Source organism: Bradyrhizobium sp. AZCC 2262 (assembly GCF_036924535.1).
Lineage (GTDB): Bacteria > Pseudomonadota > Alphaproteobacteria > Rhizobiales > Xanthobacteraceae > Bradyrhizobium.
The window spans coordinates 4,822,361-4,838,112 of record NZ_JAZHRT010000001.1 but is presented as its reverse complement, the minus strand read 5'-3'; the positions used below and the strand labels follow the sequence as shown (position 1 = coordinate 4,838,112).

General features: G+C 62.7%; 17 protein-coding genes and 1 pseudogene. 17 read left to right on the top strand and 1 reads right to left on the bottom strand.

Annotated features, from left to right (window positions below):
* The first annotated feature begins 127 nt into the window (after positions 1 to 127).
* On the top strand, positions 128 to 802 hold the full coding sequence (locus V1283_RS22980; RefSeq protein WP_334393147.1) for a spermidine synthase: 675 nt from the start codon (positions 128 to 130) through the stop codon (positions 800 to 802).
* Here the strand turns inward: V1283_RS22980 and V1283_RS22975 are convergent.
* Positions 799 to 1,714, bottom strand: a pseudogene (locus tag V1283_RS22975) (alpha/beta fold hydrolase). The gene V1283_RS22980 and the pseudogene V1283_RS22975 overlap by 4 nt on opposite strands.
* Positions 1,715 to 1,880: 166 nt before the next feature.
* Here V1283_RS22975 and V1283_RS22970 point away from each other — a divergent pair.
* The 16 genes from V1283_RS22970 (at position 1,881) to V1283_RS22895 (ending at position 15,745) form a co-directional block, all read left to right on the top strand.
* Positions 1,881 to 2,261 (top strand): hypothetical protein, encoded by a 381-nt coding sequence (locus V1283_RS22970; protein ID WP_334388747.1) that lies wholly within the window; start codon positions 1,881 to 1,883, stop codon positions 2,259 to 2,261.
* The gene (locus tag V1283_RS22965) at positions 2,258 to 3,340 is read left to right on the top strand and encodes an alpha/beta fold hydrolase (protein WP_334388746.1); all 1,083 of its coding nucleotides are present in this window, start codon (positions 2,258 to 2,260) and stop codon (positions 3,338 to 3,340) included. The genes V1283_RS22970 and V1283_RS22965 overlap by 4 nt, the downstream gene beginning before the upstream one ends.
* Complete coding sequence (locus tag V1283_RS22960) at positions 3,337 to 3,930, top strand: GNAT family N-acetyltransferase (RefSeq protein WP_334388745.1); 594 nt, start codon at positions 3,337 to 3,339, stop codon at positions 3,928 to 3,930. The genes V1283_RS22965 and V1283_RS22960 overlap by 4 nt, the downstream gene beginning before the upstream one ends.
* Positions 3,931 to 4,207: 277 nt before the next feature.
* Positions 4,208 to 4,684: a phasin gene (locus V1283_RS22955; RefSeq protein WP_334388744.1), complete on the top strand. Its 477-nt coding sequence runs from the start codon at positions 4,208 to 4,210 to the stop codon at positions 4,682 to 4,684.
* 226 nt (positions 4,685 to 4,910) lie between these two features.
* Positions 4,911 to 6,197 carry a DUF445 domain-containing protein gene (locus V1283_RS22950; protein WP_334388743.1) on the top strand — a complete coding sequence of 429 codons (1,287 nt, stop codon included), beginning with the start codon at positions 4,911 to 4,913 and terminating at the stop codon, positions 6,195 to 6,197.
* 184 nt (positions 6,198 to 6,381) lie between these two features.
* On the top strand, positions 6,382 to 7,152 hold the full coding sequence (locus V1283_RS22945; protein ID WP_334388741.1) for an esterase/lipase family protein: 771 nt from the start codon (positions 6,382 to 6,384) through the stop codon (positions 7,150 to 7,152).
* A 204-nt stretch (positions 7,153 to 7,356) separates the two neighbouring features.
* Positions 7,357 to 8,226, top strand: a complete 870-nt coding sequence (gene paaX / locus V1283_RS22940; RefSeq protein ID WP_334388739.1) for a phenylacetic acid degradation operon negative regulatory protein PaaX — start codon at positions 7,357 to 7,359, stop codon at positions 8,224 to 8,226.
* Positions 8,227 to 8,301: 75 nt separating this feature from the next.
* The gene (paaA, locus tag V1283_RS22935) at positions 8,302 to 9,294 is read left to right on the top strand and encodes a 1,2-phenylacetyl-CoA epoxidase subunit PaaA (protein WP_334388738.1); all 993 of its coding nucleotides are present in this window, start codon (positions 8,302 to 8,304) and stop codon (positions 9,292 to 9,294) included.
* A gap of 10 nt (positions 9,295 to 9,304) precedes the next feature.
* Positions 9,305 to 9,592 (top strand): 1,2-phenylacetyl-CoA epoxidase subunit PaaB, encoded by a 288-nt coding sequence (gene paaB / locus V1283_RS22930; RefSeq protein WP_027539035.1) that lies wholly within the window; start codon positions 9,305 to 9,307, stop codon positions 9,590 to 9,592.
* Between the two features lie 191 nt (positions 9,593 to 9,783).
* Complete coding sequence (gene paaC / locus V1283_RS22925) at positions 9,784 to 10,560, top strand: 1,2-phenylacetyl-CoA epoxidase subunit PaaC (protein WP_334388735.1); 777 nt, start codon at positions 9,784 to 9,786, stop codon at positions 10,558 to 10,560.
* Positions 10,554 to 11,057: a 1,2-phenylacetyl-CoA epoxidase subunit PaaD gene (gene paaD / locus V1283_RS22920; RefSeq protein ID WP_334388734.1), complete on the top strand. Its 504-nt coding sequence runs from the start codon at positions 10,554 to 10,556 to the stop codon at positions 11,055 to 11,057. Before paaC ends, paaD begins: the two co-directional genes overlap by 7 nt.
* Before the next feature lie 2 nt (positions 11,058 to 11,059).
* Complete coding sequence (paaE, locus tag V1283_RS22915) at positions 11,060 to 12,139, top strand: 1,2-phenylacetyl-CoA epoxidase subunit PaaE (RefSeq protein WP_334388733.1); 1,080 nt, start codon at positions 11,060 to 11,062, stop codon at positions 12,137 to 12,139.
* A 233-nt stretch (positions 12,140 to 12,372) separates the two neighbouring features.
* Complete coding sequence (gene paaI / locus V1283_RS22910) at positions 12,373 to 12,831, top strand: hydroxyphenylacetyl-CoA thioesterase PaaI (RefSeq protein ID WP_334388732.1); 459 nt, start codon at positions 12,373 to 12,375, stop codon at positions 12,829 to 12,831.
* A 19-nt stretch (positions 12,832 to 12,850) separates the two neighbouring features.
* Complete coding sequence (paaK, locus tag V1283_RS22905) at positions 12,851 to 14,182, top strand: phenylacetate--CoA ligase PaaK (protein ID WP_334388731.1); 1,332 nt, start codon at positions 12,851 to 12,853, stop codon at positions 14,180 to 14,182.
* A gap of 134 nt (positions 14,183 to 14,316) precedes the next feature.
* Positions 14,317 to 14,634, top strand: a complete 318-nt coding sequence (locus V1283_RS22900; protein WP_334388730.1) for a GIY-YIG nuclease family protein — start codon at positions 14,317 to 14,319, stop codon at positions 14,632 to 14,634.
* 91 nt (positions 14,635 to 14,725) lie between these two features.
* Positions 14,726 to 15,745 carry a quinone oxidoreductase family protein gene (locus V1283_RS22895; RefSeq protein ID WP_334393146.1) on the top strand — a complete coding sequence of 340 codons (1,020 nt, stop codon included), beginning with the start codon at positions 14,726 to 14,728 and terminating at the stop codon, positions 15,743 to 15,745.
* Positions 15,746 to 15,752 lie beyond the last annotated feature (7 nt).

Here is a 15,752-nt window from a genome sequence, read left to right as displayed (position 1 = left end):
TACTCCGCGGCCTCTCATTGAAACATGGTGCCAGATGCTCTGCCCGTAACCACAATATCCTGTGGTTATGGGTCCCTGCTTTCGCAGGGACGACGACTATTGAGTTCGCATGCTAAAAACCTCCAGCATGATTCCCTGGGAAAAAATCGACACCGCCCGCATTCCCGGCACCGACGGTGAACTCCGCCTCAAGCGGCGCGGCAAGGAGTTTTCCATCATGCTCGGCACCAACGAGCTGATGAACAGCCGCCTCTCCGGCTCGGAGGCTGCGCTGGCGACGCTCGCGGCGAAGAAGATCGAAAAGGTCGCAAAGCCGCATCTGCTCATTGGCGGCCTCGGCATGGGCTTTACGTTGCGTGCCGCGCTCGCCGTGCTTGGAAGCAAGGCGCAGATCGTGGTGGCCGAACTGGTGCCCGCCGTCGTCGCCTGGGCGCGCGGTCCGATGGCGGAGATTTTTGGCGACAGCCTGAATGATCCGCGCGTGAGCATTCGCGAATCCGACGTCACCGAAATCATCCGCTCGCACCGTTTGAAATTCGACGCCATTCTGCTCGACGTCGACAACGGCCCGGAGGGGCTGACCCGCAAGGCCAATGACGCACTCTATAGTCCGTCCGGATTGGATACGGCACGTGCGGCGTTGCGGCCGGGCGGCGTGCTGGCGGTCTGGTCGTCCGGCCCAAATGCGCCGTTCACCAAGCGGCTTCGCGGCGCAGGCTTCGACGTCAACGAGGTCAACGTCCGCGCCACCGGAAGGGGCGGCGGTGCGCGTCACGTCATCTGGATCGCGACGAAGGGCTAGGCCGCCTTCGCCGCGGCGCGATGGGCGTGCTCGTCGATCGCGCCGATGATCTGCGGCCACATCGGGATCGGCAGGGCGTGACCCATGCCTTCGATCATCAGCAGCTTTGCGCCCGGGATCGACGCCGCGGTGTCCTTGCCGCCTTCGGGACGGACCAGCGGATCGACGGTGCCGTGAATGACCAAGGTCGGCACCTTCACCTGACCGAGTCGCTCCTTGCGGCTGCCGGAAGCTAGCACGGCGCGCAACTGCCGGCCGACGCCGGCCGGATTGAGGCCACGCTCATAGGTGCGGGCGGCGCGTGATGGGTCGAGCGCCTCGTCTTCCGGGAACGAGCCGACACGCAGCACCTTCCAGGTTTTGGCGAACCGCGCGAAATATTCTTCCTTTGATGTCGGCGGCGGCGCCATCAGCACGGCGGCGGCCTCGCGCGTCGGCGGCGGCACTTTTGGATTACCTGTGGTCGACATGATCGAGGTCAGCGAACGCACCCGCTGCGGGAACGACAGCGCGACTTCCTGAGCGATCATGCCGCCCATTGATGCGCCGACCAGATGCGCGGACTTGATGCCGAGCACGTCCATCAGGCCGACCGTGTCCTTGGCCATATCGATTAATTTATAGGTCGAGGCGACTGGGATCTTCAGGAACCGCTGCTTGAGCAGCTCGAACGGCGTCAGCCTTTTACCGCCGGAAAGATGCGAGGATTTTCCGATGTCGCGGTTGTCGAAGCGGATGACGCGAAAGCCGCGCGCGGCGAGCTGCCGGCAGAATTCATCATCCCAATGGATCATCTGGGCGCCGAGCCCCATGATCAGCAAACAGCGGTTCCGCGGCCGGGTCGCCGAAAATTTCGTAGCAGATGTCGATGCCGTTGGCGCGAGCGATCTGTGGCGGCTGATGGGCGAGCATCGCGTTTGTCTTCCCTTAGGTGACCTGAGCTTTGAGTAACTATGGCATGGTTTCCCGCACCGCAGAAGGCTTTGCAGTGGTTGACCGGCCCGCCGCAAGGGTGTGGTATGGAGCCAATTGAAGCGAAGCGTGGCAAGCGCTCGTAACCTTTCGGGAGAGGGCGCCTATGGCCGACAAAGGCAACGATCCTGCCGCGATCTGGAAGAGCATGCTGGGCGAAATGGAGAAGGGGTTCAATTCCTTCGCCAATCAGGCGATGACGTCGCCGGAGTTCTCCAAGGCGATGAATCAGGTCGGTGGCGTGACGGCGGGCGCGCAGAAGCAGCTCGGCGAGCTGATGGAGAAATACCTGCTGGCGATGAACCTGCCGAGCCGGGCGCAGATGGTCGGCATGGCCGAACGGCTGCAGTCGATCGAGGGCCAGCTCAACGAGATCAAGGCGATGCTGCATCAGGTGCATCATAACTCGTTGTCGCAGGACGGCGGCCTTGGCACGCCGCGGCCGCCGCGCACCAAACGTCCGCCAACGGAGGGAGAGCAGAAATGAATGCTCCTGCGGGTCTCGATCTCGCCTCCATCTCGGAGCGGGTCCAGTCCGAGGTGCAGCGTGCGATCCAGCGCAGCATCAAGGGCGTCGAATATTTTTCCTCGTCCGGCCCCTCACTCGGTTCGACGCCAAAAGACATCCTGGCCGTTCGCGGCACCATGAACCTCTATCACTACCGGCCGATCGCGGATGAAATCTACCGCGTGCCGATCCTGATCGTGATGGCGACCACCAACCGCGGCTACATCCTCGACATGGTGCCCGGCCAGAGCTTTATCGAGTTTCTGCTGAAGCGTGGCTACGACGTCTACATGCTGGACTGGACCGCGCCGAAGCCGGAAGAAAAATCCTTGCGGATGGAGGACTATGTCCTCGACTTTATTCCGGACTGCATTCGCCGCGTGCAGCAGGATTCCGGCGAGCACGACGTCAACGTGATCGGCTATTGCTTCGGCGGCGTGCTGTCGCTGTTGTACGGCTCGATCTTCAACGACGGGCCGATGAAGAACCTGATCTGCTTCACCACGCCGATCGATTTCCGCGAGATGAAGCTGTTTTCGAATTTCTCCGACCGGCGCTATTTCGATGTCGACCGCCTCGTCGACAGCGTCGGCAACGTGCCGCCGGAAATGATCCTGTCCTCGTTCGAGATGCTGCGGCCGGCCTCGCGCGCCGCCGGCCAGGTGCAATTGTGGGAGAACATCTGGAACGACGAGTACGTCAAAGCCTACCGGATGATGGATCGCTGGGGCACGGACACCTTGCCGCTGGCGGGCGAGTACTTTCGCGCCATTACCAAGGACTTGATGTGGGACAACAAGCTCTACAACGACACGATGTCGGTCGGCGGACGCGCGGCTGATATTTCCAAGATCAAGGTGCCGATCCTGCACGCGGTCGCCGAGCACGATCACATCGTGCCCTATGATGCCGCAAAACACCTGATCACCAAGGTCGGCTCGACGGACAAGGAAGAGGTGATGCTGAAGGGCGGTCACGTCAGCCTCGTCGCCGGCGCCAATGCGATCAAGCGGCTGTGGCCGAAACTGGATTCCTGGTTAGGTGAGAGATCAACATGAGCGAAACACGTTCCTATCCGCGCCACGTCAAGACCGACGCCGGCAACATCGAATTCCGCATGATGGCGCGCAGCGACGAGGCCGCGGTGCTGGCGTTCGCGCAAAAGCTCCCGACCCATGACCTGCTGTTCCTGCCGCGCAACATCAGCCAGCCAAAAGTGCTGTCGGCCTGGATCAACGAGATCGAGCGCGGCGCCATCACGAGCCTGCTGGCGGTGAAAAACGGCACGGTGGTCGGCTGCGGTACGCTGGTGCGCGACCCGCATTCCTGGTCGCCGCATGTCGGCGAGATCCGGATGGTGGTGTCGCAGGACGTGCGGGGGCAGGGCGTCGGCCGGGCGCTGTCGCAGGAGACCTTTGCGGTGGCCTTGGGCGCCGGCCTGAAAAAGCTGTCGGTGCAGATGACGGTCGACCAGCAGGCGGCGATCGCGCTGTTCGAGAGCCTCGGCTTCAAGGCGGAGGCCTTGCTGCGGGACCACGTTCGGGACGTCAACGGCAAGAAGCACGACATCGTCGTGCTCGGACACAATGTGGCGCAGGTGCGGGCACAGATGGAAGCCTATGGGCTGCCAGGGGCGGTTCAGCACTAGACACGCCTTCAAGACGCTGGACCGCAGAGGCTCAAACAAAAACTCGCAAAACAACCCCATGCAAAGTAGGTCGGGCGGGCTGGGGCATTAGACTAAAGTGGAACTTTTGCCGGTTCTCTTGGCAAAGCGCTCATCCATCAGGCTTATCACGAATTCGTGATATCGCGCTGCAACATTGATGTTGCGTCGCACCATTAACTATGGCACAACACTTCTGCCCCGGGCCAATCCGGACGGGGTGAGCCCATAGCTCAAACCTGAGGATGGAGAGACCGAAATGACCACCGAAACCAATTCCGTGCTGAACACCGTCAAGGAAGCCTTCGCGCCCGTCACCGAGGCGTTCACCAAGCTCCAGAACCTGGAAGTTCCGGAAGCTGCCCGTGAGTTCGTGAAGAAGCAGGCCGAGACCGCCAAGGTTCGCGCCGCCGACATGCATGCCGGTTCCGAGAAGGTCACCGCTGCCATCGAGACCGCCGTTGCCGGTTCGGTCACCGAGGCCGCCAAGATCAGCCGCAACATCCAGCAGGCGTTCTATCAGGACGCGGAAGCGTTCTTCGCCGGCATCGACAAGCTCGCTTCGGCCAAGTCGCTGAGCGAAGCCGCCCAGATCCAGTCGGACATGGTCCGTGCGCGCGGCGAAGTGCTCGTCTCGCGGGCGAAGGCCACCACCGAATATCTCGGCAAGCTCGTCACCGAGGGTGCCAAGAACGCGCAGGACAATTTTGCCAAGGTCTACTCCAAGACCGCCTGATCGCGATCCGCCTGACAACTGCATTTTCGAAGGCCCGCTTAGGCGGGCCTTCTTTTTGTCGGGTGTGCCCTGTCATTCCGGACGACGCGAAGCGGCGATCCGGAATCTCGAGATTCCCCGATGTGCAACTGCACATCTGAGGTTCGTGCTTCGTGTACGCCCCGGAATGACGGCAGTGGGTGCATCGCGCTATGATTGAAGTGGGTGTATCCCTCCGAAAGCCGTCATGAGCCTTCCCGCCACCTTCAGCATCGACTCCCCCGGCGACGCCGTCCGCGCCGCCGAGTTGCGGCGCGTGAAATTGCTGGCAACGTCGGTGCTGGCGGCGACGTTTGCGATTTTCCTCGGCGCGAAGGCGTTGCTACCGGTGCATCCAGTGTTCAGCTTCATCGCTGCCTTCGCGGAAGCGGCTACCATCGGCGGCCTCGCCGACTGGTACGCCGTGGTAGCCTTGTTCAAACGGCCGCTGGGCCTGCCGATCCCGCACACCGCGATCATCCAGAGCAACCAGCACCGCATCGCCGACAAGCTCGGCGAATTCATCGAGGTGCATTTCCTCGAATCTGCTCCCGTCGAAGCAAAACTGCGGCAGATCGATTTCGGCTCGTTCATCGCCGACTGGCTGCGCGACCGCAAGCGCAGCGAGGATCTCGCGCGCTTTGCGCTGCGGCTGTTGCCCGAAGCGGTGGCGGCGACCGAGAACTCGGGGTTGATGACTTTCGTCAGCCGCCGCATCACCGCGCAACTGATGGCGATCGATTTGGCGCCGCTCGCTGCCGGTACGCTGCGTGCCTTCGTGAAGGAGGGCCGGCATCAGGGGTTGCTCGACGATCTCCTGCGCGGGGTGCATCAGACGATGACGCAGGCCGAGACCATGGCCATGATCCGCGAAAAGATCCGCGCCGAGTTGCCGACGCTGCTAAAGCTGTATCGCGCCGACAAGTTTCTGGTGAACAAGATCGTCGCTTCGGCAAGCGCGTTCTTCGAGGAAGTTCGCAACGATCCCGCGCATCCGTTTCGCGGCGAGTTCGATCGCATGGTGTTGACCTTCGTCGATCGCCTCGGCACCGATCCGACCTATGCGGAGCGCATCCAGGGCCTGAAGCGCGATCTGCTGGCGCGCCCCGAACTGTCCGGTCTCGCGCGTCATATCTGGGCTAACGCGCGCTCGTTCTTCGAGCGCAGCGCTTCCGGTGAGACGCAGGTGCTGCAGCAGTATCTGGTGCGCATGTTCGTAACCGCAGGCGAGGCATTGGCCGGCGACGCTGAACTGCGCACCGAAATCAACCAGGGTCTCGTGGCCGTGCTGCGGACGGTCGTCGCCGAACAGAAGAGCGGTGTCTCGACCTTCATCGCCGACCAGGTCAAGTCGTGGGACATGGGGCAGTTGATCTCGCTGATCGAAATCAACATCGGCCGCGACTTGCAATACATCCGCTTCAACGGCTCGCTGATCGGCGGGCTTGCGGGGCTGGCGCTCTACACGCTCGAATACCTGCTGCGGCTGCTGTGACTAATTAATCACGTCAACGGCTTTACTTTTCCCAAGTGTGACCTGGGCCGCTTGCAAGACCAAAACCGGTTCCCTAGCTTTTTATGGAACAATGTTGCGTCGCGAACGATTCTGCTGCGTTGCGTCTAACTGAACCAGTGGCTTGGCTGCCGAGACGTAAGGGGCCAGCCCGAGAGGAGACATGATGTCCGTTGCTACACAGACGCTTTCGCCGCCGTCCAGAACCCTGATGTTTCTGGAGGGGCGAGCCATTTCCGAACTGGGCGCGTTTCTCGGGGCGTTGCCGCTCCTGAGCCTCGCGCCCCGCGGCGACGGCCATCCCGTATTAGTACTGCCCGGCCTCGTGGCGTCCGATACCTCGACGCGGCCGCTGCGCAGCTTCCTGAAGAACCGCGGTTACGCCGTCTCGGGCTGGCGCCAGGGCCGCAACCTCGGTCTGCGCCACGGCGTGCAGAACGCGATGGTCGATCTGGTGCAGGAGTTGAACGACGCGCATGGCCGCAAGGTCTCGCTGGTCGGCTGGAGCCTCGGCGGTCTCTATGCGCGCCAACTCGCCAAGATGATGCCGGAGCGCGTCCGTTCGGTGATCACGCTCGGCAGCCCGTTTGCCACCGGCCCGAAGGGGACCAACGCCTGGCGCGTCTACGAGATGGCGAGCGGCCGCCGCGCCGATGAAGAGGATGCGCGCTTCGGCGGCGCGCTGGCGGCGCCGCCGCCGGTGCCGACCACTGCGATCTTCAGCCGTACTGACGGCATCTGCGCGTGGCAGGGCTGTATGGAGCAGACGTCAGCGACTTCCGAAAGCATCGAGGTCGAGAGCAGTCATTGCGGCATGGGCCATCACCCCGCCGCCGTCTACGCGGTCGCGGATCGCCTGGCGCAGGCTGAGGGCGAGTGGGCGCCGTTCGATCGAAGCGGCTGGCGCAGCCTGGTTTATCCGAACCCGCATCGGTAAGCGCGCGCTTCTTACCTCGCCCCGCTTGCGGGGAGAGGTCGGATCGCATCGTCTGATGCGATCCGGGTGAGGGGGTACAGGTCTATCGATAGATTGCGATCGTGGAGAGAGCCCCTCATCCCAACCTTCTCCCCGTGAAGAACGGGGAGAAGGAGAAGATAGCGCCGTTGTCGCTAGCCCAAAAAACGCGCTATGCCTTGATGCATGCCGCCGCCACTTGCCCGCATCATCCAGCAGTTGAAGCGCGAACCGTCGCGCACCGGTTCGATCGTCATCACCGTATTCGGTGACGCCATCGTGCCGCGCGGCGGTTCGGTCTGGCTCGGCACGCTTCTCGAGTTCTTCGAACAACTCGACATCGACGCCAGCGTGGTGCGCACCGCGATGTCGCGGCTGACCGCCGACGGCTGGTTCGAACGCAATAAAGTGGGCCGCAACAGCTTCTACCGCCTGGTGCAGAGCGGACGGCAAACTTTTGATATCGCAACGAAACACATCTACGGCCCGCCGGCCTCCGATTGGACCGGCCGGTTCGAGCTGCTGCTGATCGGCAATGGCGAAGACCGTGACGCCTCGCGCGAGGCGCTGAAGAACGCGGGCTTCGGCAGTCCGCTGCCCGGCGTGTGGGTCGCACCGTCGGGCGTGCCGGTGCCGGCGGAAGCCGCCGGCGCCATCCGCCTCGAAGTCTCGGCCGAAGACGATAGCGGGCGACGGCTGCTCAGCGAAAGCTGGCCGCTGCATCGCACTGCGGATGCCTATCAGAAGTTCATCAAAACCTTCGAGCCGCTGCACGGCTGGATCGGCCGCGGCGAACTTCTCGCGGAGGTCGACGCCTTCACCGCGCGGGTCCTGCTGATCCACTATTACCGCCGTGTCGTGCTCCGCGACCCGCTGCTGCCGACCGCGCTGTTGCCTTCGGACTGGCCGGGCAGGGCGGCCCGAACGCTGTGCGGCGAAATTTATCGCGCGCTGCTTCCCGCGTCCGAACAATGGCTTGACCGCCATGCGACCAACGAAAATGGGCCTTTGCCAAAGCCCGGCGCGGAACTTTCGAAGCGGTTCCGCGATCCATAAATATGTTACATAAATATATTGCAATACATAATTTTTGTTATATATTATGCTCCAACGATATCAGGGAGGTCCGCCATGTATACGCAGGCGCTCAATTCGTCGGATGGCGAAGACCGCAATATTGAGGACGCCGAGCGGGCAGCGCAGTTCCAGGCGCGCATCGATGCCGAGGAGCGCATCGAGCCGAACGACTGGATGCCGGCGGCCTATCGCAAGACCCTGACGCGGCAGATTTCGCAGCACGCGCATTCCGAAATCGTCGGCATGCTGCCCGAAGGCAACTGGATCACGCGCGCGCCGTCGCTGCGCCGCAAGGCCGCGCTGCTCGCCAAAGTGCAGGACGAATGCGGCCACGGACTTTATCTCTACGCGGCCGCCGAAACGCTCGGCACCTCGCGCGAGGAGCTGGTCGACCTGATGCTGGCAGGCAAGGCAAAGTATTCCTCGATCTTCAACTACCCGACGCTGACCTGGGCCGACATCGGCACGATCGGCTGGCTGGTCGATGGCGCTGCGATCATGAACCAGATCCCGCTGTGTCGTTGCTCCTACGGACCTTACGCGCGTGCGATGATCCGCGTCTGCAAGGAAGAATCCTTTCATCAGCGCCAGGGCTTTGAGATCATGCTGACGCTGTGCCGCGGCACTGACGAGCAAAAGGCGATGGCGCAGAACGCGCTGGATCGCTGGTGGTGGCCGGTGCTGATGATGTTCGGTCCGCCCGACCAGGCCAGCCAGCACAGCGACACCTCGACCAAATGGAAGATCAAGCGTTTTTCAAACGACGAGCTGCGCCAGAAATTCGTCGATGCCACTGTCCCGCAGGCGCAATTCCTGGGCCTGACGATTCCCGATCCCGGCATGAAGCAGAACGCCAACGGCAACTGGGAATACAGCACGATCGACTGGGAAGAGTTCAAGCAGGTGTTGGCCGGCAACGGCCCCTGCAACCGTGACCGCCTCGCGGCGCGGCGCAAGGCGCATGACGACGGCGCCTGGGTGCGCGATGCGGCGCTGGCCTATGCCGAAAAGCGCAGGCAGCGCGCTGCCTTGCAGGCCGCAGAGTAGGGAGATCGAAATGGCAACGCCCAACATTCCGCTCTGGGAAGTCTTCATTCGCAGCCGCAACGGGCTGGCGCACAAGCATGTCGGCTCGCTGCACGCCACCGACGCGACGCTGGCGCTGCAGGCCGCGCGCGACATCTACACCCGCCGCGGCGAGGGCCTCTCGATCTGGGTCGTTCCGTCGAACGCGATCACCGCGTCCGATCCGTCCGAAAAAGGCATGATGTTCGAGCCGGCGGAGTCGAAAATCTATCGCCACCCGACGTTCTACGACGTGCCAGACGAAGTCGGGCATATGTGAGTTCATGGCGCGGAGGCGTGACGCCTTCGCAAACCATGAGTTCGCGGACAGGAACACAAGCGTCATCCTGAGGAGCTTGCGAAGCAAGCGTCTCGAAGGATGGAGACAGCGGAATTCTCGGCCCATCCTTCGAGACGCGCCTTCGGCGCTCCTCAGGATGACGGCTGAACTTGATGATGCAGGTGATTGACATGACCGTAGCCAACATCACCGTCTCCGAAACGCCATTGGTGCTCTACACGCTGCGCCGCGCTGACGACGCGCTGATCCTGGGCCATCGGCTGTCGGAATGGTGCGGCCACGCGCCGATGCTGGAAGAGGACATGGCGCTCGCCAATATGGGCCTCGATCTGCTCGGCCAGGCGCGCGAGCTCTATTCCTACGCCGCCAAGGTCGAAGGCAAGGGCAACGACGAAGACAAGTTCGCCTATCTGCGCGACGTCAGGCAATACCGCAATCTGCTGCTGCTGGAACAACCGAACGGCGATTTCGCGCGCACCATGGTGCGGCAGTTCTTCTATGCGACTTTCGCCGATCTCTATTGGCGCGCAATGATGCGCTCCAGCGACGCAACGCTGGCTGCAATCGCGGCGAAATCGGAGAAGGAAAGCGCCTATCATGTCAGGCATTCCTCGGAATGGATCGTTCGCCTCGGCGACGGCACCGAGGAAAGCCACCACCGCGCGCAGGGAGCGATCGACGAGCTCTGGGCTTTTACGGGCGAGATGTTTGCCGTCGATGACAGCGAACGCGGGCTGATCGATGCCGGCGTCGCGGTCGATCCCGCGCCGTTGCGTTCGCAATGGCTGAAGACGGTCACCGGCGTCGTCACTGAGGCGACGCTTGCCTTGCCAAAGAGCGACTGGATGCAGCAGGGCGGCCGCAGCGGCCGGCACAGCGAGCATCTCGGCCATCTCCTCAGTGAACTGCAGTCGATGCAGCGGACCTTTCCGGGGGCGACATGGTGACGGCTGTATCAGGCGATTTCGACCTGCGCCGCCGTGCCTGGGACGCGGCGTCGCAGGTGGTCGATCCCGAAATCCCCGTGCTCACGATCGCCGACCTCGGCGTGCTGCGAGAGGTCGAGGTCCATGACGGCCGCGTCGAGGTCGCGATCACGCCAACCTATTCCGGCTGTCCTGCGATGAACATGATCGCGCTCGAGATCGAGCTGGCGCTGGAGCGCGCTGGCATTGCGCGGCCGACCGTTCGCACCGTGCTGTCGCCGGCCTGGACCACCGACTGGATGAGCGAGGATGGCCGCAACAAGCTCCGTGCCTACGGCATCGCCCCGCCGCAGGCCTCCAGTTCACGCCGCGCGCTGTTCGGCGAACAGCAAGTGGCTTGTCCGCAGTGCCGCTCGGTCAACACCGAACTGCTGTCCGAATTCGGCTCGACCTCCTGCAAGGCGCTATGGCGCTGCAAGAGCTGCCGCGAGCCGTTCGACTATTTCAAGTGTCATTGATCATGTCCCACGCTCCGCGCTTTCATCGTCTTGCCGTCAACGATCTCCGCCGTGAAGCCGCGGATGCAATCTCGATGACGTTTACAATCCCGAAGGAACTGGAAGACGACTACAGCTTCATGCCGGGGCAATACCTCACCCTGCGCACGACGATGGACGGCGAAGAAGTGCGCCGTTCCTATTCGATCTGCTCAGGCCCTGATGACGGCGAGCTGCGCATCGCGGTGAAGAAGGTCGACGGCGGCGCGTTCTCCAATTGGGCCGCGGACGAATTGAAGTCTGGCGACGAACTCGACGTGATGACGCCGACCGGCCGCTTCGGCATCGCCCATGCGCCCGATGAGACGCGGGTCTATGTCGGCTTTGCCGCGGGAAGCGGCATCACGCCCATCCTGTCGATCGTCAAGGGCGTGCTCGCGCGTGAGCCGAACAGCCGCTTCTTTCTCTTCTACGGCAACCGCTCAACATCGAGCATGCTGTTCCTCGAAGAGCTGGAGGAACTGAAGGACCGCTTCATGCAGCGGCTTTCGCTCTTCCATGTCATCTCAGGCGAAGAGCAGGATATTCCGATCCTGCATGGCCGCCTGGACGGCGAGAAAGTGCGCGTGCTGCTGCGCTCGCTGGTACCGGCCTCGAGTGTCGATCACATCTTCATCTGCGGCCCGATGGGCATGAGCGAGGATATCGAGGCGACCTGCCGTGACATCGGCATCGCCGAGGATCGCATTCACGTCGAGCGCTTCGTCTCCGAGTTCGGCGGCAAGCCGCGCCCGAAGAAGGTCATTGCGGCGTCCGCGCCACCGAAGGCGATGGCTTCGCTCATCATCGACGGCAAACGCCGCGAGGTTCCGGTCGCCGAGGATGAATCGATCCTCGACGCCGCGTTGCGCGCCGGCATGGATTTGCCGTTCGCCTGCAAGGGCGGCATGTGCTCGACCTGTCGCGCCAAGCTGGTCGACGGCGATGCGCAGATGGAAGTGAACTATTCGCTGGAGCCGTGGGAGCTGAAGGCAGGCTTTATCCTGACCTGCCAGGCACGGCCATGTTCGGACAAGGTCGTGGTGGACTACGATCATGTGTAACGACGACGTCATTCCGGGGCGATGCAAAGCATCGAACCCGGAATCTCGAGATTCCGGGTCTGGTGCTTACGCACCATCCCGGAATGACAGAAGTGGTTGAAACTACGAGTCGCGGGATCGTTGACACTCCGGTGCTTCGTCCCAACACTGACTACGTAAAGAGGCCTGTTCGAACAGGCCCGTGCGCACAGGGAGAGAACGTTGGAATTGTCTCGCAGAGCGGGCAACCCGCTATGAACGTCGCGCTTTCGCCCGACGATATCGCCCGCGCCTGCGCGGATGCGATGTGGAAGGAAGACGACGCCAGCAAGGGCCTCGGCATGAAGATTGTCGAGGTCAAGCCCGGGCAGGCGACGCTGACGATGACGGTGGCGCCGCACATGGTCAACGGACAGCGCATCGCCCATGGCGGCTTCATCTTCCTGTTGGCCGATTCCACCTTCGCCTTTGCCTGCAACTCCCGCAACGAGCGTGCGGTCGCCGCGCAATGCGACATCACCTTCATCCGTCCGGGGAAGCTCGGCGATGTGCTGGTCGCGACAGCGCGGGAAATTTCGCGCAATGGACGGTCCGGAATCTACGACGTTCGTGTCACGGCCGGCGATGTCGTGATCGCCGAGTTTCGCGGCCACTCCCGCACCATCGCCGGGACGTGGCTGCCGAGTGCGAACAACGCGGCCACACCAAAATAGCAAGCAAGGGGAACGCGCCATGGCCATGGCAAGATTGAAATCCAGCGGAAGCGGCTATCACCCCGAGTTGGACGAAGCCGAGCGCGCCTCGCGCGACGAGATCATGGCGCTGCAGACCGGGCGCCTCGCCTGGTCGATCAAGCACGCCTACGATAACGTCGCGCATTACCGGAAGGCGTTTGATGCGGCCGGCGTGCATCCGTCCGATTTCAGGCAACTCGCCGACCTCGCCAGGTTCCCGTTCACGGTGAAAACCGACCTGCGCGACAATTACCCCTTCAACATGTTTGCGGTGCCGCGCGAAAAGCTGGTCCGCGTCCACGCCTCTTCTGGCACGACCGGCAAGCCGATCGTGGTCGGCTACACCCAAGGCGATATCGACATCTGGGCCGACGTGATGGCGCGCTCGATCCGCGCCGCCGGCGGTCGCACTGGCATGCTGATGCACAACGCCTATGGCTACGGCCTGTTCACCGGCGGCCTCGGCGCGCATTACGGCGCCGAACGGCTCGGCTGCACGGTGGTGCCGGTCTCCGGCGGCATGACCGAGCGGCAGGTGCAACTGATCAACGATTTCAAGCCCGACATCATCACGGTGACGCCGAGCTACATGCTGGCGATATCGGACGAATTCAAGCGGCAGGGCCTCGATCCCAGAGAATCGTCGTTGAAGTTCGGCATCTTCGGCGCCGAGCCGTGGACCAACGCCATGCGCGCCGAGATCGAGCAGACCTTTGATATGGAGGCCACCGATATTTACGGCCTCTCAGAGGTGATCGGCCCCGGCGTGGCGCAGGAATGCGTGGAGACCAAGGACGGCCTGCACATCTGGGAGGATCATTTCTATCCCGAGGTGATCGATCCCGAGACCGGCGCGGTGCTGCCCGACGGCGAGAAGGGCGAACTGGTCTTCACTTCGCTGACCAAGCAAGGCTTTCCGATCATCCGCTATCGCACCCGCGACCTGACACGGCTGTTGCCCGGCACGGCGCGGCCCGGCATGCGGCGCATGGAAAAGGTCACCGGCCGTTCCGACGACATGATCATCCTGCGCGGCGTCAACGTGTTCCCGACCCAGATCGAGGAAGCATTGCTCGCGACCGACTGGTGCGGCGGCCATTTCATCATCGAACTGACGCGCCAGGGACGCATGGACGTGATGACCGTGCTCGCCGAAGCTCGCCCCGAACACTGGGACGGCAGCGGATTGCCCGCACACGCCGAAAAGGTCTCGGTCTTCATCAAGAACACCATCGGCATCACCGCCCGCATCAAGGCCGTGGCGCCGAACACGTTGGAACGTTCGCTGGGCAAGGCGAAACGTGTTTACGACAAGCGGCCGAAAGGGTAACCGTTTCCCCTCATGGTGAGGAGGCGCGAAGCGCCGTCTCGAACCATGAGGCCACAGACGGGCCTGCATCCTTCGAGACGCGGCTGACGCCGCTCCTCAGGATGAGGACCTAGAGCGAAGTATGAGGGGACAAAATGGTGGAAGGAGCCTTTCTCTACATCCTTCGATGTGCGGACGGGAGCTTCTACGTTGGAACAACGAGAACGACACTGGAAATAAGAATTGCCCAGCACAACGCTGGGACGCTTGGCGGGTACACCGCCACCAGGCGACCGGTGACGCTCGTGTTCTCACAATGGTTCGATCGCATCACCGATGCCATCGAGAACGAACGCAAACTCAAGAAGTGGAGCAGGGCGAAGAAGGAGGCCTTCGTGCGGGGCGATCTCGCGGCGTTACGGCAGCTTTCCGCGCGTAGATCGCGGCATCCTTCCAGGCTATCAGCGGATTGATAAGCCGCTTGAACTAAACGATCGGTCCGTTAGTCATGGGACCAAGCTGTCACGTTACGTGGCGTTAATAGCGTTCAGGTCTACCGGAGACATTGTGAAGTCGGTTCCCAAATCAGATAGTCATACGGTCCAGGCCCGCTGCGTGCGCCTGTCGGCGAAAGTGGTGGACGCCGCTTCGCTCGCGCCTGTGATCGAGACGCGCCCGCTGTCACGCGGCGAAAACGACCTGCTGATCGAGGTCAAGGCCGCCGCCGTCAATCCGTCGGATGTGAAGGCCGCGACCGGCCTGATGCCTTATGCGATATTTCCGCGCACGCCGGGCCGCGACTATGCGGGCATCGTGATCGACGGGCCTGCGGGCTGGATCGGGCACGAGGTGTTCGGCTCGTCCGGCGATCTCGGCATTCGCCGCGACGGCACCCACGCCACGCATCTGGTGGTCGAAGCCGATGCGGCGGTGGAAAAGCCTGATAGCATTTCATGGGAGGAGGCCGCCGGCATCGGCGTGCCCTTCGTCACCGCGATGGAAGGCCTGCGGCGCGCCGTCATTCCCAAGGCCGGCGAGACCGTGCTTGTCATGGGCGTTAATGGCAAGGTCGGGCAGGCGGCGGTGCAGATCGCAAGCTGGCACGGCGCGCGCGTGATCGGCGTGGTGCGCAAGAACGAGGCTTACGAAGGTCACGCCAATTCTCCGGTCGAGGTCATCGACGCCTCCGCAACCGATGTCGCGGCGCGCGTTCGCGAACTCACCGACGGCAAGGGCGCCGATATCGTGTTCAATACGGTCGGCGATCCCTATTTCCAGGCCGCGCATCAATCGCTCGGCTTGCGCGGGCGGCAGATCCTGATCGCCGCCGTTGATCGCATCGTGCAGTTCAACATCCTGGAATTCTATCGCGGCCAGCACACTTATGTTGGCATAGATACGCTCGGCCTGTCTTCGGTCGCAACCGGCGCGGTGCTGAAGGAACTCGGCCCGGGCTTCGCCAGCGGTCATCTCAAGCCGTTTCCGATCAAGCCGAACGCGATCTATCCGCTGGATCAAGCCAAGGCTGCCTTCGTTGCAGTCGCCGGCTCTTCGCGTGACCGCGTGATCCTGCGGCCGGCGTGACGGGAGC

Excerpts from the sequence above, each read along its gene's own strand:
- V1283_RS22980 (WP_334393147.1), top strand. The coding sequence starts at position 128 with ATGATTCCCTGGGAAAAAATCGACACCGCCCGCATTCCCGGCACCGAC.
- V1283_RS22970 (WP_334388747.1), top strand. The coding sequence starts at position 1,881 with ATGGCCGACAAAGGCAACGATCCTGCCGCGATCTGGAAGAGCATGCTG.
- V1283_RS22965 (WP_334388746.1), top strand. The coding sequence starts at position 2,258 with ATGAATGCTCCTGCGGGTCTCGATCTCGCCTCCATCTCGGAGCGGGTC.
- V1283_RS22960 (WP_334388745.1), top strand. The coding sequence starts at position 3,337 with ATGAGCGAAACACGTTCCTATCCGCGCCACGTCAAGACCGACGCCGGC.
- V1283_RS22955 (WP_334388744.1), top strand. The coding sequence starts at position 4,208 with ATGACCACCGAAACCAATTCCGTGCTGAACACCGTCAAGGAAGCCTTC.
- V1283_RS22950 (WP_334388743.1), top strand. The coding sequence starts at position 4,911 with ATGAGCCTTCCCGCCACCTTCAGCATCGACTCCCCCGGCGACGCCGTC.
- V1283_RS22945 (WP_334388741.1), top strand. The coding sequence starts at position 6,382 with ATGTCCGTTGCTACACAGACGCTTTCGCCGCCGTCCAGAACCCTGATG.
- paaX (WP_334388739.1), top strand. The coding sequence starts at position 7,357 with ATGCCGCCGCCACTTGCCCGCATCATCCAGCAGTTGAAGCGCGAACCG.
- paaA (WP_334388738.1), top strand. The coding sequence starts at position 8,302 with ATGTATACGCAGGCGCTCAATTCGTCGGATGGCGAAGACCGCAATATT.
- paaB (WP_027539035.1), top strand. The coding sequence starts at position 9,305 with ATGGCAACGCCCAACATTCCGCTCTGGGAAGTCTTCATTCGCAGCCGC.
- paaC (WP_334388735.1), top strand. The coding sequence starts at position 9,784 with ATGACCGTAGCCAACATCACCGTCTCCGAAACGCCATTGGTGCTCTAC.
- paaD (WP_334388734.1), top strand. The coding sequence starts at position 10,554 with ATGGTGACGGCTGTATCAGGCGATTTCGACCTGCGCCGCCGTGCCTGG.
- paaE (WP_334388733.1), top strand. The coding sequence starts at position 11,060 with ATGTCCCACGCTCCGCGCTTTCATCGTCTTGCCGTCAACGATCTCCGC.
- paaI (WP_334388732.1), top strand. The coding sequence starts at position 12,373 with ATGAACGTCGCGCTTTCGCCCGACGATATCGCCCGCGCCTGCGCGGAT.
- paaK (WP_334388731.1), top strand. The coding sequence starts at position 12,851 with ATGGCCATGGCAAGATTGAAATCCAGCGGAAGCGGCTATCACCCCGAG.
- V1283_RS22900 (WP_334388730.1), top strand. The coding sequence starts at position 14,317 with ATGGTGGAAGGAGCCTTTCTCTACATCCTTCGATGTGCGGACGGGAGC.